The organism is Actinotignum sanguinis (assembly GCF_003957255.1).
Classification (GTDB): Bacteria; Actinomycetota; Actinomycetes; order Actinomycetales; family Actinomycetaceae; genus Actinotignum; species Actinotignum sanguinis.
On the sequence record NZ_QDIE01000020.1, the window covers coordinates 18530 to 32920 of the forward strand.

Below are 14391 nucleotides of genomic sequence, written 5' to 3' on the forward strand. Positions count from 1 at the left end.
CCACTCCTACCCCACCGCACCGGGAACGCGCTCACGTTCAGCCGGCTCGGTGGGCAACGGGATAGTTTCCGTGGGCGGGGCGGGCATCCGGGTAGGTTGCAGCTCCGGGGGCACCGTCGCGCTCGGTTCGGGTGCCGGCTCTTCGGTGGCCGGCGCCGGTTGCTCGCTTGGCTCCGCGCTCGGTTCGGGCGTCGTCGTTACTTCTTCCACCGGTTCGAGGCGCGTAGGCCGCAAGCTGGGGCGTTTCTCGCCAATGAGCTCCGGTTCGGGGAACTTCGGCAGCTCCATAGTGCCGGTAACGGCCTTCATGAAGTCCACCCACATATCCACCGGGTAGCCGTTCCCGCCGATACCCCACGGGTAGGCACCCCAGCCGCCCAGCGACTCTTCCTCACCGTTCGGCCCGATCTGGAACATATTCACCGTGGTAATAATCTTCGGGTTGTAGCCCACGAACCACGCGGATTTCAGATCCGTGGAGGTTCCGGTTTTCCCAGCCACCTGGAAGCCGAGCCGCCCGGCCCGATCCGCCGTCCCGCGCGGGCCGGTGGGTTCCTGAAGTAACTCGTTGAGATTATCGGCAACGCGCTGATCGAGCACCCGCTTACCGGCCGTATCCGCGCGGTACACCACGGTACCCTGCGCATCGCGCACCTCGCTAACCACATGCAAAGGCACACTCACCCCGCGGTTGGCGAAACCGGCAAAGGCCTGGGTGAGCTCCTTATTAGTGGGGGAAGCCGAGCCGAGCACATTGGTGAGGGAATTATCCAGGCCCGGCGTGGTTTCCGGAATCCCGGCCTCAATTGCGGCGGCGCGGGTATTACGCGGCCCCACCTCCTCGTTGAGCTGCGCGTAGTACGTATTCACCGAGTTCGCGGTGGCGGTACGCATATTGATATTTCCCATATTGGCGTCGTCGAAATTACTAATGGTGATATCGCCAATTTTCAGCTCCGCGGGGGAATTGTAATAGGTACCGTCGATGGATTTGCCCTGCTTGAGGGCCGCGAGCGCGCCGAAGGGTTTAAAGGTCGATCCGGCCTGAGCGCGATCCTGCGTGACGGTATTGCGCTGGCGTTCCTGGTAGTCCGCGCCGGCGTACATCGCGTAAATACCTCCGGTGGATGGATCCGCGGAAAGCATACCCACGTAATTGTTTTCCGGGCGATCTTTGGGGAGGGCATTGACGACGTCGACCGCGGCTTGCTGCATGGTCGGGTCAAGTGTGGTGACAATCGTATAGCCACCCCGGTTGAGGCTGTCCTCGGTGAACTTTTCCGTGGCGATAAGCTCCTGCTGGGCGGCGGCCAGCAGGTAACCATTCGTTCCGCTGAATTGCTTGGCGGCAACATACTCGATGGTCGCGGGCATGGTGGCGGCCGCGGCCTGCTCAGCGGTGATATAGCCATCCTCAAGCATCCGGTTAATGACCCGATCGAAGCGCTGCGCGGCCCGCTCCGGATCCACCGCCGGATCCCAGGCCGAGGGCGCCGGAATCACCGCGGTGAGCAGCGCGGCCTGATCCAGACTCAGCTGGGCGGCGGGAATACCAAAGTAGTTCTGAGCTGCGCTTTCAATCCCGTAGGCACCGCGCCCGAAGTAAATAGTATTGAGGTAGTTTTCCAGAATGTCCTGCTTGGAGGAATTGCGGTCCACCTTGACCGCGAGCACGGCTTCTTTCACCTTGCCGATGTAATCGGTGGTGGTGCCCAGGTAGTAGTTCTCCACGTACTGCTGGGTGAGGGTGGAGCCTCCCTGGCGCGCCCCACCGCGAATATTATTGACGACGGCGCGCGCGATGCCACCCAGGTCAATCCCGGAATTGGAGTAGAAAGTGCGGTCTTCTGAGGCAACCACCGCATTCCCCACGTACTCCGGCAGGGATTCCAGGGGGACCGGGGTGCGGTTCACCTCGTACATGCTGCCCAATTCGGTGCTGCCGTCGCGGTAGTAGAGAGTGGTTTTTTCCGCGGTCGCAATATCATCGGGGCTGGGGACGGGCAGGAAAATGTAGAGCGTCACCAGGGCAACCAGCCCGCCGAAGCCCAGGGTGAAGAACATTCCGAGCACGAAGCGCCACGAGGGAATCCAGCGGTGAATCGGCCCCTTGCCGCGGCGCGGATAATTCCATAGTGAGCGTTTGCGGCGCGCGCTCGTGCCCGTTCCGCCCCGGCGCGCTCCGGCACGACCCGCAGGGCCTGCGCTGCGCCCTGTAGTGGTGCGCGCGCGCCCCTTCTGTGTCCGACCCGTTCGCGTTCCAGCCATCGTTACTCCCTACCGGCGCGCGGTCGCGCCGCGTATCTAGTCTGCCTCAGGTCACACGCTCGTGGCTAACCCGCGTGGTCCAAGCTACCCGCGGATCCCTTTCTTACGGCGTCGCGAAATCTTCCGCAGATCCCGCATCTTGGTCCGCACCTCGGAATCCCGCGAAGTGAAATCACGGTAAATTTCCCGGACCGGTTCGTCAAGATCGTAGACGCCGCGCTCCGCGCGAGTTTTCGCATTCGATTCGGGCACGAGGAAAGCCTCCACCCAGCGCGAACGCGAAGAAGAATCCACGAAAATCGCCTTGATAAACAAGGTGAGCGGAACGGCGAGAATCGTTCCCAGCGGTCCGAGCACCACCGCCCAGAACAGCAGCGAAAGGAAGGTGACGGTCGTGGACAATCCCACCGCGTCCCCCACGATCTTCGGCTGCAGCACGCCCTGAATCGTGACGTTGAGGAAGGTGAAAATCACCAGAATCCACAGCGCGGTGGCCGGCCCGCTATCCACCAGCCCCATGAGTGCCGGCGGGATCACACCGAGGATGAAACCAATATTCGGAATGTAATTCGTAACAAAGGTCCACAGCGCCCAGGCCAGTGCCAGCGGAATCCCCAACCACATCATGACGAAATAATTGAGGGTGGAAACCAGCAAACCAAAGAGGGTGGCCACCAGCCAGTATTGGCGCACCCGCCCCTCGAAGGAGGCCAGGGCACGGTAGAGATCCGGATCGTGATCGCGCACGATACGGGCGCGCGCCGGCACGGACAGGGTGTCAATCGTGATGAAGAAAATCGCGAGCGCCAGCACAAACATGAGGCTCCCCACGCTCATGAGCGCCCCGGAGGCCTGGCTGAGCAGGGAAATAATCGTGTCCATATTGAGCACGTCACCCAGGCGCTGACTGAGCTGATCCGTGCTCAAACCCAGGCTTTCCAGCCAGGTCATGGTGTCTTGGAAAAGCTTGGTGAATTTATCTTCGTAGCTCATGAGGGTGCGCGGCAGTCCGGCCAGAGACCACGCCGTCAAACCCACCACCGCGAGGAGCACCACCACAATAATGGACACGGTCAGTGTTCCGGACAGCCACCGCGGCACGTGGTGGCGCAGGAGGAGGCGATGTACCGGGCGCACCGTCAATACCAGGGTGAGAGCCAGGAACACCGGCCCCACAAAATCGTGAATGAGGTAGAGGCCCACGCACACGATGGTGAGGAGTGCCGCCGCGTGCAGCAGCTTCACCCCAAAATCCTCGCCGCGACCCGCATCCGTGCCGCGGTTCACCTCCGAGTTCCCGGAGCCGCTTTGTTCACCGGCGCCGGAATTCTCCGCATCGCTTGCTCGTCCTATAGCCGACGACGCCGCACCGCCCGCGCTCTCCTCACCGCCGCTATCGTTGCCCGCCCGGGAGCCAGCAACCTGAGTGGGCAGGGTGTTAATAGCCTGGGCAATACGATCACGTGGAATATCACCTGGTCGAGTGGCGGCCATAGGATCCTCCGTCCTGCTGGGAGTCCCGGTGGCGGATGCGCGCCGGGTCATTTACTTCTTATCTTGCCAGTTTTCCGCGCCCCGCACGGATTGCCCGCGCCCCGCACCCAACGTGCCGCGGCGGGTCGCGGTGGCGGCGTCGTACCGTGAGCGGAGCGGCTACAGCGTGACCGGGGTGGGCCGCCCGCCGCTGGAACGCACGAAAAGCGCATACGCTCCCGCCACGCACCAGACCATGACGATGAGGGCGAGCTGCACCTCGCGCGACCATCCGATGCTCGGCAAGACGAGAATCGCCACCCCGGCCGCGATGCATTCGGAAATATTGAAGAGGACGTCGTAAATAGAGAAGGCGCGACCGCGGAAAGTATCCGCGGTATCGGATTGCACAATGGTATCCACCGCGATTTTGGCGCCCTGCACCCCGATCCCGAAGATAAACAGCCCGGCCATCACCCAGCCAAGGTCCGTGGTCGCCGCGATAATCGCCTGCCCGGCGGTGCCGCCCACCAGCGCGCACACCACCCACCAGCTCGGGCTCATGCGTTCGTGAGCGAGAGGCGTGAGAATAATGGAAACCCCGTGCCCGAGGACCATCATGCCGAGCAGCATGCCGAAGTAGGCGATGCCGGCATCGGCATTAGCCGGGTCGGCGTAGAGGTTACGGCCGGCCAGCACGATGGCGATGAACTGCATTCCGTAGACGAAACGGTGCAGGGACATGGTGGTGAGGGCCGCGGCCGGGGTGCGGCGGGCAATAAGGTAGCGCAGCGCCGCCACGAGGTCGCGGGCCGCCTGCGCGAGCGCCGGGCCGAACGAACCGTGCGGGCGGGAATGCGGGCCCAGCTCATCGCGCCCCAGCAGGCTCGCCACCCCCGATCCGCCCAGGTAGAGCGCCAGTGCGCACACCAGCGCCCCCACTTTTTGCATTTCTTCCCCGGGCAGCGCGAGGCGCAAAAAGAACGCCAGAATCGCGCCCAGCGCGGTGGAGGCCCCGCCCAGGGTCGGCACCAGGGAATTCGCCACGAGCAACCGCTCGCGCGATTCCACCACATTGGGCAGCCCGGCGCTCATGCACGCGAGGAGAATCCGGTTGAGCCCGAGGGTAACGAGGGCCAGCACATAGGTGAGCCACACAATATTCGCCAGGGTGGTGACCACCAGCGCCACCGTGAGCCCGGCCCGGATCTGGTTGCCGTACACCAGGATCTGGCGGCGGCGCCACCTGTCAATAAACGGACCGGTGAAAGGCCCGACCAGGGAGAAAGGCAGGAGTAGCACCACGAGGGAGAGCGCCACCCCGTGCACATCCGCGTTCGCGGCCGGGTTGAAGAAGAACAGTGAGGCCAGGCCGATTTGGAACATGCCGTCCCCGCACTGGGTGACGAGCCGAACGGACAGCAGTTTGAGGAATCCCCGCGACCGGGCCAGGGAGCGCAGATCGCCAACGAGTTTCACTGGGCGTCCCACCATTCCAGCAGGCGCTTCTCGGCTTCTTCCACACCCAGCGGGCCTTCGTCCAGACGCAGGGAGAGGAGGTACTGGCGGGCTTTGCCCACTTGCGGGCCGGGCTCGAGGCCGAGCAATTCCATAATGCGGGTGCCGTCAATATCGGGGCGTACCGCCTCGAGTTCCTCGCGTTCGCGTAGCTCGATAATGCGGCGTTCCAGTTCGTCATTCGCGGCGTGCAGGCGCGCCACCCGGCGCCGGTTCTGGGAGGTGATATCGGCGCGGATGAGGCGCAGTAGGCGCGGGAGGAGTTCCCCGGCATCGCGCACGAAGCGGCGCACCGCGCTATCGGTCCAGTCGTGTTCGCCAAATCCGAAAGCCCGCAGGTGCAGCTCAACGAGGCGCGCCACGCTTTTCGTCGTCGTTTTATCGAAACGCAGTTCGCGCATGCGCGCACGGGTCATTTTCGCGCCCACCACATCGTGATGGCGGAAAGTCACCGAACCGTCACGTTCGAAACGGCGGGTGGCCGGCTTGCCGATATCGTGGAACAGCGCGGCCAGGCGCAGGATGAGATCCGGCCCGGGCACCTCCTCATCTTCCAGCGCGATGGCGTTATCCACCACTTGCAGGGTGTGCTGGTACACGTCCTTGTGGCGGTGCTGGGCGTCCACGGTATCGGTGAGCGCCGCGATTTCGGGCAGCACACGTTCCGCCACGCCGGTATGGACAAGCAGCTCAATGCCGCGGCGCGGCGCCGGGGCGGTCATGAGGCGCTCCAGTTCGGCGCGGATACGTTCCTGCGAGACGATCTCGAGGCGCTCGGCGTAATCTTCCATCGCCCGCATAACATCCGGGGCCACATCGAAACGCAGCTGCGCCGCGAACCGCGCGGCCCGCATAATCCGCAGCGGATCATCATCGAAGGACTGCGCGGCCGTGACGGGGGTGCGCAACTGCCCGGCGAGGAGGTCAGCCACCCCGCCGCACGGATCCACCAGTTCAAGACCGGGCAGGCGCACCGCCATCGCGTTGACGGTGAAATCGCGCCGGGTAAGGTCACCTTCGAGGTTGTCACCGAAATCCACATCGGGTTTGCGCGAACCAATGGTGTACGTATCGGAACGGTACGTTGTTACTTCGACGACGAGGTCACCGCGCCGCGCCCCCACCGTGCCAAATTCACGCCCGATATCCCACGTGGTTCCCCACCGGGCCAGGAGTTTTTCGGTGGTTTCCGGGCGCGCCGAGGTAGTCAAATCGAAGTCGTGAATGGGTGCGCCGAGGAAAGCGTCACGAACCGGGCCGCCCACGAGGGCCAATTCTTCGCCGTGATCTGAGAAGATAGAAGCTAGTTGCAAGATGTCGTCCGGGAGATTCGCCAGGGCGCGCTGGCCTGCCAGGAGCAGGAGGGCGCGGCGCTGGCCCGGAGGCATATCGTCCATTGTCGGAGTCTGCGGAGTCTGTTGAGAAGTGGTCACCCTTAAAGGTTGCCACATCCGGGGGCCCTGACCGTTAGTTGTAGTGTTAGAGGTATGTCGAAGTCAGCACCGTTGCCCTCCAAGTTCGGGGGCCGTAGATCCTGGAGGCGCGCCGCTGCCGCGCACCAGGCCTCTGCGCGGCGCCACTCTCTTCCGGTGGTGAACGAAACGAGTGCGGGGGGAATCGTTATCGGGGTGCGCGGCGGGAAAGCCTACGTGGCCGTTATCGCGCGACGTAACCGCGGCGGGCGGCTGGAATGGTGCCTCCCCAAGGGGCACCTGGAGGGCAATGAAACTCCCGAAGAAGCCGCCGTGCGGGAAATCGCGGAAGAAACCGGGATTACCGGGCGGGTGCTCATGCATTTAGCCACTATTGATTACTGGTTCTCCGGCACTAACCACCGCGTCCATAAAGTTGTCCACCACTTTTTATTGGAGGGAATCACCGGGCATATCACCGTTGATAACGACCCGGATCACGAAGCGGAAAAGGCCGAATGGGTGCGCCTGGATCGCGTGGCATCCCGGCTGGCCTATCCCAATGAACGCCGTATTGTGGCCTCGGCCCGCGCGATTCTCGCGGGGGAGGAATGATGTGGCGGGGCGCGCTTGCCGGGCTGGTGGCTGCCTGGGTGCCGCTGAGCGCCGGGGGGCCGCTGAGCGCCGGGGGGCCGCTGAGCGCGCAAGCTCTTCCGGTACGTCCGGCCTCCGCACCCAGCGTGGAGATCGTGGACGTAGGTGCCCCGGTTCTCGGTAAGGACGCCACCCTCACCCTCACCGCCACCGTGACGAATTCCACCACGGAAACACGGCATCTTAATTCGGTCTCGCTCTATATCCAGCGCTACGTACCCTCCTCGCGCAGCGCGGTGCTCAGCTTCATGCGCGCGGAGCCCGCCGGCCTGGCCCTCTATGACACCCTCACCCCGGATGCGGATATTGCGCCCGGAACGTCCACCCGCGTTACCTTTTCGGTTCCGCGGGAGCGGATTCCCGCCGAGTGGGGGCCGCGCGGGGTCCAGGTGAGTGCCGTGGTGGATGGGGAAACGGCAACGGACCGCAGTTTTATCGTCACCGCTCCGGGCGACGACGCCGCGCCCGCCCCCATCAGTGCGATTGTGCCGGTTACGCGCTCCCTGAGCGATGTGGGTAGCACCCCGGCCCTCGAGGAGCAGGTCTACGCTAGCCTTACCGGACCCGCACCCGCGGCCAGCCCGCAGCCGCCGGTGGTGGCACCTGTACCTTCAACTTCGGCCGGCACGGCCGCTGCCTCGCCAACCACCCCTTCCGCCACCTCGGAAAGCACCGCCGAACCGGGCGGCGCATCCGCTTCCGATCCGGGTGCGAGCGCCGCGCCATCCGCGCCGGCAGCATCCCAGGGGGCGAGTGCCCCGGCTGCGCCGTCGGCCCCGAGCACCGCACCCGGTTCTTCGGCACCGCCTTCTGTTTCGAGTTCCGCACCGGAGGCCGCGCAGCTACCCCATCGCCTCAGTACCCTGGAGTATTTTGCGCACCCGGGTGTGAGTGCGGCCGTCGACCCGCTTCTTATCGCGGGTGATTCGGAGCGGGCCGCGCTGCGCAATTTTGAATCCGCGACCGGGACCAGCGTGTTCTTCGGTTTGGGTGCGGACGTGGATGCCGCCGCGCTCACCCATGCCGGGCGCGCGGATAAGCTCGCCCTGGCACGGCAGGACGCGGTCCAGGCGGCGCTGGCTTCCGGCTTTGCGGCGCGTTCGGATATTGCGGTGACAGCGCTGGGGGTGGACCGGGCCACCGCGCGGGCGCTGCGCGATGCGGGTGCCGCGGCGCTCATCACCACCGATGTGGACGCGGCGCATGCCTCCTGGCTCAGCCCGAGCGGGCGGGTGAATATTCCGCTCGATGCGGAGGATGCGACAACGTGTTCTTTGAGCGAGACTCGCGGTGCCGGCGCGGAAGGCGCGGACGTTGCGGATGCGGATTCCGAGGCCGGCACGAAGGAAACCGCGGCGGGTTCGAATGAGGTCGCAGCAGGTCCGGATGAGGCCGCGGCACTGCGCGCGGACGGCGTGCTCTCCGCCCTGGTGCAGGGATATTTGCCCAGCTTGGACGAGGCGAATGCGCTGGCCTCCGGAGGTGGGGAAGGTTTACCGGAAGCCTCCGGGAGCCGCCTCTCCGCCATGGACGCCCGCCAAACAGCCCTCGCGCTCTCGGCGGCGACCTACCGGGAGCTGCCCGCCGCACCGCGCGCCCAAGTGGTGCTGGTGGATCGGCCGGAAAGTGCCGCGCTGGCGCGGGCCGGTGCTTTGCCGGATCGCGATATCGGGGCTGCGCTCGGTGCTCTTACGAGCGCGCCGTGGCTGGCGCCCACGCCAGCCGGTGACCTTCTTGAGAAACCGGCGGCCGGGTGTGCCCAGCTTCCCGAGGAGCGCGTGCTGCCCGGGGAGATTTCCGCAGCGCAGCTGGCCCGCGGCGATGCACACGTCACCACAATTTCCACCACGGCCGCCCTGACCCCGCGGCCCGCAGATATCACCGGGCCGGTCACCCATCACGCCGCACAGCTAGCGGGAGTGGCGCTACGTGACCACCACGCACAGCGCGAGGAGCTAGCCGCGCAGCTCACGCAGCTGGCCGAGGAGATGGCCGGCGCCGTCACGGTTCAGCCCTCCTCCACGATCAATATCATTTCGGAAAGCGCGGATCTGCCCGTGCACGTGCATAATTCCCTTCCCGTTCCCGTGGGCGCGGTGGTGGAATTACGCGCCGAAGATTTCCGCATCGTGCCCTCCGATCCCGTTGCGGCAACGATTCCGCCCGCCGCCTCGGTGACGGTGGCGGTACCGGTGCAGGCTTCCGGTTCGGGGAATGTCACGGTGACGGCCGCGGTGACCGATCCGGTGGGTACGCCGATCGGCGCAGTTCAGGATATTAATGTGCGGGTGCGCGCCGGGTGGGAAACCACGGGGACGTATATTATTGGCGCACTGCTCGGGGTGCTCTTGCTCGGTGGGATCGCGCGCAGTCTGCGCAGCGGGCGGCGTTCGGGCGGCATCGACCCTGAAAAACATCTCCACAATTTACGTGAGGCTAGCGCGGCGGAAGAAGCCGGGCCGCGCGCCGTCGATAAACTGCGCGAGGAACACGAAATACCATAGGAGTAATGTGGCCGCGAGGCACGGCAAGGAGGAACTGTGAGCGCCATCGGAACCAGGGGCATGACTCTCGCCGGTCGCTACCGCCTGGAGAATTTGTACGAAGAGCAACTTGATATTGCGGGTACCGAACAGTGGTATGCCGTGGATGATGCGCTGGGCACCGCGGTGCGAGTGCTGCTCATCGGGGATATTTCCACGCGCGCGGACGCGCTGGATGCGGCGCGGCGCACCGGGCTGCTCGACGACGCGCATATCGTGCGCACGCTTTCCGTCGGTGAAAATTTCGTGGTGAGTGAGATCCCGCTGGGCACGTCGCTCACCGGGTATGTGCACGGGGAGGGTTTCGAGCCCGAGCAAGCCAAGGCCGTGGTGTGTGAACTCGCCGCGATCCTCACCCAGGTGTCCGGCCGCGGTATGCGGCATTTACGTATTACTCCTTCGCGGGTGCGAGTGGGCGATGCCGGGGATGTGTACCTGGATGGCATCGGTATTGACGCAGCTCTGGCCGGTGCGCGGACGGATGAATACGATCCAGCCAGTCTCAATAACGCCGAGGCCGCTGACTTGGTGCTTTTCTTGGCGACCCTGCTTGAAGGCGCGCAGGCGGATGAAACTACGCTCGAGGCACTGGCGCGCGATGATTCCCTCCCCGATGACATTCGGGAAGTGTTCCGGCGCACCCTCTCCCCCGAACGCCTGCTCTCCCCCGGGGAAGTGCTGCGCAGCCTCGTCCCGTTCAACCGGCCTGACCTGCGTGAATTCCCCGCTCCGGTGCTGGTAGCGCCGCAGCTTCCCGGCGGCGGGGATTCCCGTTTCGGTTTCGACCCGCTGGGCGGGCATGTGCGCGGGGGCGCGATCGGCCGCGTCACCTTGGGTTCGAGTCACGTTTCCTTCGGCGCCGCTGATTCTGAGCACGACGCCGTCGCAGCTGCCACCGGTGCGGAAACCGAAGCACCTGACGTGGGCGCTGGGACCCTTGCTGAGTCCGGTACACATGCCGGCGAGCCATCCGAACCCGATGGGATTACCGCACCCGAGGAAATAACCCACGCGGGTGAGACCGCTCCTCATACCGCGACCACGCCCGCTACCGAAGCTGCACCTGATATCGAAGCTGCACCTGCTACTGAAACGGTGCCTGATACCGACGCGGATCCTGATACCGCCGGTGTATCTGCCAGCACCGCGACTACCTCCGCTTCATCGGCTATCGGAAGCCAGGAATTGGACCCCGCCGGAGTTTCCGGAGCGAATTTCGAGGGTGCGGTTGATACAGAATTGGGTATTGCCGCAGCTCCTGACGTGGAGCTCCACCCCCGGTGGGTATCACCGGAAGAATTCCGCGGTGAAGAAAGTAAGGTAAACACTGCTTACCACGACCGGAGCGAAACAGGGACTGAGGGAACTTCCGCGGCCCACATCGATAGCCACGGTGGTCAGGATGCCGCTGGCGGCGTCGCTCAGGATGCCGCAACGCCGCGATTCCAACCGCATTTCCCCTCGCTACGCGAAGCGGAACGTGAACTGGAGGAATGCGAGCGTGAGGCGGCAGAAAATGAAGCTGCCGAACGCGCCGCGGCTGCGCGTGTTGCGGCAGAACGTAAAGAGGTGGAACCTGCAAGCGCCACCCCGGAACATGAAAGTGATACCGCACCCACAGTTACTTTAAACAGTGTTCACAGTGCGACGAGTCCGCAGCGTCGTTCCATTATGAGCGGCACCGACGAGGAGCGAACCGGGTCGCCTCACGGGGGCGATGAATCCCCCCGCCTTCACCCAGCTTCAACGGCGGCACGCGCAAGCACCGCTCCGGCAAAGGTAGCAGCCCGCACCCGCGGGGATCGTAAGCCCGCCACCCGGCCACCGGCTCCCTCGCGGCCGATTATTACCGATGAGGAAAACGGGCGCGCCCTCGGATCGCGCATTTTCGATTCTTCTAAGCTCATTGTGGTGGGCGCGATTGCGCTGGTTTTGGTGGCGCTGTACTTCGCGGTATCCACCTTCTTCCGGCCCACGGATGTCTCCACCCGGCCGCCGGTTATTTCTGCCCCGCCCACAGCTTCGGCCGATGCACAGACTTCGGAAGGTCAAGGTGCCCAGCCGAGTGCGAGTGCCGCGCCCACGCCCAGCTCCACGGCACCGCAAATTGTTTCAGCGAATCTTCTCAACCCGCATAAGAGTGAGGCGGATGAAGACTACCCGCAGACCCTTCCGCTTGCTATCGATAAGAATCTGGCAACGGAATGGGCTAGCTGGGAATACCTGCGAAATCCAAAATTTGGCTTGCTCAAAGAGGGGATGGGGATTGAGCTGCGCCTGGCGAAGCCGTCCACTATCAAAGAAGTCACTTTGCAGTTGAACGGCCAGGGTGGACATGTGCAGTGGCGTGATACCACAGCTGAGCAGCCCAGCGGCGGTACCGTGGTGACCGAGGGTACCATGAGCGCGAAAACAACACTCACGGCACCAACGCCGGTAAACAGTGATCACGTGGTGCTGTGGTTCACGGAGTTGCCCAAGAACGCGGCGGGCCAGTTCAAGCTGCAGATTTCCGAAATTAGCGTGAAATAAGCGGTGTTTACAACCGGCTGGGAATAGCTACACATCCCGGGACGTTGTACCCAATGTTGTGCCCGATGGGGAGCGGTGTGCTCGCGCAACGCGGCACGCTCACTCACAAGAACACAGGAGAAACATGACCGAGAGCGATATTCGTGACGTCATCATTGTCGGATCCGGGCCGGCGGGCTGGACCGCCGCGCTGTACACCGCGCGCGCCGGCCTCAAGCCGCTGGTGATCGGCGGTGCCATCGATGCCGGCGGCGCCCTTATGACCACCACCGAAGTGGAAAACTACCCGGGCTTCCCGGATGGAATCTTCGGGCCGGACCTTATGGCTAATATGCAGCAGCAGGCCGAAAAATTCGGTGCCGAAATGGAGTACGACGACGCTCTCTCCATGGACCTAAGCGGCGATATCAAGATCATCCGCACCGACGAATCAGAGTTCCGGGCACGCACGGTGATTTTGGCCCTCGGCTCAGCCTATAAAAAGCTCGGCTTGGACGGCGAAACTATGTTCGCCTCCCGCGGGGTTTCCTACTGCGCCACCTGCGATGGGTTCTTCTTCAAAGATCAGGAAATCGCCGTGGTGGGCGGCGGGGACAGCGCCGTGACGGATGCCCTCTTCCTCACTCGCTTCGCAACCAAGGTGCATGTTATCCACCGGCGCGATGAACTGCGCGCCTCGAAGATTATGGCGGATCGCCTGCTGGCCGATCCCAAGATCGTTATGCACTGGAATAGCGAAGTCACCGATATTCGCGGAGAAGATGGCGGATCCATGAAGGCCATCACCCTCCACAACAACGTGACAGGGGAAGATTCCAATCTTGATGTGACTGGTCTTTTCGTCGCCATTGGTCACCTGCCGCGTACGGAGGTCCTCGGTGGACAGCTTAAGTTGGACGACGGCGGCTATATCGTCGTCAACCACCCCCATACCGAAACCTCGGTTCCCGGAGTTTTCGCTTGCGGGGATGTTGTGGATCGGTACTACCGCCAGGCTATTTCCGCAGCTGGCACCGGGTGCCGGGCGGCTCTCGATGCGGAACGCTATCTTGAAAATCTCGCGGCGCAGCACGCCGCCACGGATAATAGCGCAGAGTAATTCCAGGGAAGGTAGCCCCTGTACCTAAGCACGCGGTGTACGGTGGCGCTTCTCTTCATGTTCGAACCGGCGAGGCGGACCTTTTTAACTGCCTCGCCAGTTCGGCTTTTAAAATAGTTGAGCGGGGGATCTACCCACCCCGGTCAGAAGGAGGTGCCATGAACGCCTACCGGCATGATGTTCCTACTCTGCTGCTCTACACTGCCTCGTGGGTTCCCTATGATCGGCCGATGCGCGTCATTTTCGAGGAGACCGTCGTCGACCTCCACCGTTTAATTCCGGACGCCACTTTCGACGCCTGGTGCATCAACCTGGACATTCTTACCGAACCACCAATTGGTCCGCGGCGCACAGCCGCCACCACCACCGATGCCGATATCCAGCACATCTTGCCGGGCGGTGCCCCGGAACATCGGCTAGATTTCACTGACCTATCCGAAGAAATAACGTACGCGATCCAGCGAGCCTTGGGTTATGGCGGTATTACCCCCTCGGATCTTGCCTCACATGACATGCAGCAGCATCCGTGGGAGGAAGTAGGCGCTTTCATTCCAAAGCTCGAGTGGCTGCCCACCCTGCTCCTCGTATACGAAGGGGAGGAGTACGCGCGGTTCGCGGGATTAGTTCCCAAACTCGACATCCGGGCTGAACTGCTAGCCCACCTTTCAGAACTGGCGCCACCTTTCGGCCGTCGCTTACAACGTGAATAAATATGGAGCTGACACGGTCCTTTCATTGCGGGTACGCTACTGCCCCATAAGAACTGGTCAAGTCCTGGGTAGTGGTGTATCTGTGTTCTCGAATCATGATTGTCATTCTCTGGTTTCGATACTAATAAGGACTGGATATCAGATACCGGTCAAGCAATAACGTCCTTCCCACTAATAGTCTT

9 protein-coding genes are annotated in these 14391 nt (G+C 63.4%); 5 read left to right on the forward strand and 4 right to left on the reverse strand.

What is annotated here, in order from left to right; all coding sequences use genetic code 11:
* Positions 1-6 precede the first annotated feature (6 nt).
* The 4 genes from DDD64_RS06060 to DDD64_RS06075 all read right to left on the reverse strand — a co-directional run bounded on the left by DDD64_RS06060 (position 7) and on the right by DDD64_RS06075 (position 6656).
* Positions 7-2268, reverse strand: coding sequence for a transglycosylase domain-containing protein (locus DDD64_RS06060; protein ID WP_126135504.1), 2262 nt, complete (start codon positions 2266-2268; stop codon positions 7-9).
* Between the two features lie 84 nt (positions 2269-2352).
* Positions 2353-3762, reverse strand: a complete 1410-nt coding sequence (locus tag DDD64_RS06065; protein ID WP_126135505.1) for an AI-2E family transporter — start codon at positions 3760-3762, stop codon at positions 2353-2355.
* 159 nt (positions 3763-3921) lie between these two features.
* Positions 3922-5235, reverse strand: coding sequence for an MFS transporter (locus DDD64_RS06070; RefSeq protein ID WP_241227466.1), 1314 nt, complete (start codon positions 5233-5235; stop codon positions 3922-3924).
* Positions 5217-6656: a CCA tRNA nucleotidyltransferase gene (locus DDD64_RS06075; RefSeq protein ID WP_164545937.1), complete on the reverse strand. Its 1440-nt coding sequence runs from the start codon at positions 6654-6656 to the stop codon at positions 5217-5219. The genes DDD64_RS06070 and DDD64_RS06075 overlap by 19 nt, the downstream gene beginning before the upstream one ends.
* Before the next feature lie 90 nt (positions 6657-6746).
* On the opposite strand from DDD64_RS06075, the gene DDD64_RS06080 reads away from it, so the two are divergent.
* The 5 genes from DDD64_RS06080 to DDD64_RS06100 all read left to right on the forward strand — a co-directional run bounded on the left by DDD64_RS06080 (position 6747) and on the right by DDD64_RS06100 (position 14209).
* Positions 6747-7286 (forward strand): NUDIX hydrolase, encoded by a 540-nt coding sequence (locus tag DDD64_RS06080; RefSeq protein ID WP_126135507.1) that lies wholly within the window; start codon positions 6747-6749, stop codon positions 7284-7286.
* Positions 7283-9829 (forward strand): DUF6049 family protein, encoded by a 2547-nt coding sequence (locus DDD64_RS06085; protein WP_126135508.1) that lies wholly within the window; start codon positions 7283-7285, stop codon positions 9827-9829. The genes DDD64_RS06080 and DDD64_RS06085 overlap by 4 nt, the downstream gene beginning before the upstream one ends.
* A gap of 36 nt (positions 9830-9865) precedes the next feature.
* Complete coding sequence (locus DDD64_RS06090) at positions 9866-12400, forward strand: protein kinase family protein (RefSeq protein WP_126135509.1); 2535 nt, start codon at positions 9866-9868, stop codon at positions 12398-12400.
* A gap of 124 nt (positions 12401-12524) precedes the next feature.
* Entirely contained in the window at positions 12525-13499 is a 975-nt protein-coding gene (gene trxB / locus DDD64_RS06095; RefSeq protein WP_126135510.1) for a thioredoxin-disulfide reductase, read from the forward strand.
* Positions 13500-13657: 158 nt separating this feature from the next.
* Complete coding sequence (locus DDD64_RS06100) at positions 13658-14209, forward strand: YbbN family protein (RefSeq protein WP_126135511.1); 552 nt, start codon at positions 13658-13660, stop codon at positions 14207-14209.
* Positions 14210-14391: the final 182 nt, after the last annotated feature.